Below are 2,321 nucleotides of genomic sequence, written 5' to 3'. Positions count from 1 at the left end.
TCTTCAGCTCCAGGCGGGCGATGGCGCGGTTGTGCACCTCGTCCGGGCCGTCGGCGAGCCGCAGCGTGCGGATGCCGGCGTAGTCCTTGGCGAGGCCGGCATCGTCGGAGACGCCGCCGCCGCCATAGGCCTGGATCGCGTTGTCGAGGATCTTCAGCGCCATGTTCGGCGCCGCGACCTTGATCATCGCGATCTCGAGCTGCGCGGTCTTGGTGCCGACCTTGTCCATCATGTCGGCGGCCTTGAGGCACAGCAGGCGATTCATCTCGATGTCGGTGCGTGCCTCGGCGATGCGCTGCTCCCAGATCGAGTATTCGATGATCTTCTTGCCGAACGCGGTGCGCGACTGCAGCCGGCGCACCATCTTCTCCAGCGCCTCTTCGGCCTTGCCGATGGTGCGCATGCAGTGATGGATGCGGCCCGGGCCGAGGCGGCCCTGCGCGATCTCGAAGCCGCGGCCTTCGCCGAGCAGCAGGTTCGAGGCGGGAACGCGCACGTCCTTCATCAGCACCACGCCGTGACCATGCGGCGCGTCGTCGAAGCCGAACACCGGCAGCATCTTCTCGATGGTGATGCCGGGGGTATCGAGCGGCACCAGGATCTGCGACTGCTGCTGATGCTTGGCGGCGTTGAAATCGGTCTTGCCCATCACGATCGCGATTTTGCAGCGCGGATCGCCGACGCCCGACGACCACCATTTGCGGCCGTTGATGACGTAGTGATCACCGTCCCGCACGATGCTGGTCACGATATTGGTCGCGTCCGACCACGCCACCGCGGGCTCGGTCATCAGGAACGCCGAGCGGATCTCGCCATTCATCAAGGGGCGAAGCCACTGCTTCTTCTGCTCCTTGGTGCCGTAACGCATCAGCACTTCCATATTGCCGGTGTCCGGCGCCGAGCAGTTGAACACTTCGGAGGCCCACGAGATGTGGCCCATCTGCTCGGACAGCAGCGCATATTCGAGATTGGTGAGGCCGGCGCCGTGGAACTCGTCATCCTCGTGCGAAGACGGCGGCATGAACAGATTCCACAGGCCCTCGGCCTTGGCCTTCGCCTTGAGCTCTTCGAGGATCGGGATCACCTTCCAGCGCTCACCCTCGGCGTCCTGCTTGTTGTAGATCGGCACCGCCGGGCGGACATGCGTGTTCATGAAGGCGGTGACGCGTTCCAGCCATTCACGCTGGCGATCGGACATCGTGAAATCCATCAGGCGATCCTCTTTTTCCAAGCTGTTGGCCGACAAGGTTGCCGGCACTGTCTCCCCGCCATCCGGCCGCCGCAAGGCTTTTGCCCTGCCCTCGGCGCACGGGCGCGCGCCGCCCGTCCCGGCGGGATGCCGAATGTCGCCGCGCGCTCGCGCATTGACTTCCGGCCATGAAACGATAGTTTCATACAGCTGTTTGAAATGCAAGTTCGACATTTTTCCATGGGATGGCATGGCCGCCGACACAACACGCACCGCGATCCTCCAGGCTGCCGAGCGGCTCTATGCCGAGCGCGGCTTCGGCGAGGTGACGCTGCGCGACATCGTCGCGGCGGCGGACGTCAACCTCGCCGCGGTGAACTATCATTTCGGCTCGAAGGACGAACTAATCGCCGAGCTGTTCGTGACGCGCTCGATCGTCACCAACCGCGAGCGCCTGAAGCTGCTGAAGGCGGCGGAAGCGGCCGGCGGTGGCCGCGCGCCGGTCGAGGAGATTCTGCGCGCGCTGATTGGGCCGTCGCTGCGCGGCTGCCTCGGCCCGGAGAGCGAGCGCTCGGATTCGGCGCGCTTCATGATCCGCGCCTCGATCGAAACCATCGCGCCGATCCGCAAGATCAAGAACCGCGAGATCGATCACTTGCGCAAGTTCGCCGCAGCGCTGCGCCGCGCCCTCCCCGGCAAGCCCGACGCCGAGATCTATTGGGGCCTGCACTTCGCATTGGCGATGGCGCAACAAACCGTGCGCGACAGCGAGCGCCTGCTGCGCCTGTCCGAAGGGCAATGCGACCTCGACGACGTCGACGGCGTGATCGACCGCGTGGTGAGCGTGGCGGCGCTGGCGCTGACGGTGGGGGATGCGGCGGAGGAGAAGGTGGCGCGGCGGGGACGGTAGCGGCGCTTTCTTCACCCCCCCTGGAGGGGGAGGGGCGGCTCGCGGCCCCCGCCGCCGGATGCGAGACGGGGTGGGGTGAGCCGCGAGCACTGCGGATGAACTCTTCGCCACCCCACCCCGCTCGCTGCGCGAGCGACCCGCCCCCACCAGGGGGGGGTCGTCGAGCGTCAGCTCACTTCAGATGCGCCAAGCCTCACTCTCATGCCGGCAACGCCCGCGCCA

At 66.4% G+C, this 2,321-nt stretch carries 2 protein-coding genes; one reads left to right on the top strand and one right to left on the bottom strand.

The features are described 5' to 3' along the window. On the bottom strand, window positions 1-1,210 hold a 1,210-nt coding region (locus tag ACOJTD_RS02935; RefSeq protein WP_420131446.1), incomplete at its 3' end, for an acyl-CoA dehydrogenase family protein. 229 nt (window positions 1,211-1,439) lie between these two features. On the opposite strand from ACOJTD_RS02935, the gene ACOJTD_RS02930 reads away from it, so the two are divergent. Continuing rightward, window positions 1,440-2,099, top strand: a complete 660-nt coding sequence (locus tag ACOJTD_RS02930) for a TetR/AcrR family transcriptional regulator (RefSeq protein ID WP_420131445.1) — start codon at window positions 1,440-1,442, stop codon at window positions 2,097-2,099. Window positions 2,100-2,321 lie beyond the last annotated feature (222 nt).

The sequence above is a fragment of the Rhodopseudomonas sp. genome (assembly GCF_048594845.1).
Lineage (GTDB): Bacteria > Pseudomonadota > Alphaproteobacteria > Rhizobiales > Xanthobacteraceae > Rhodopseudomonas.
The sequence above is the reverse complement of the archived record's forward strand: the minus strand, read 5'-3'. Positions and strand labels throughout refer to the sequence as shown.

Bases quoted from the DNA above. Each gene is read 5' to 3' on its own strand.
- ACOJTD_RS02930 (WP_420131445.1), top strand. From the start codon at position 1,440: ATGGCCGCCGACACAACACGCACCGCGATCCTCCAGGCTGCCGAGCGG.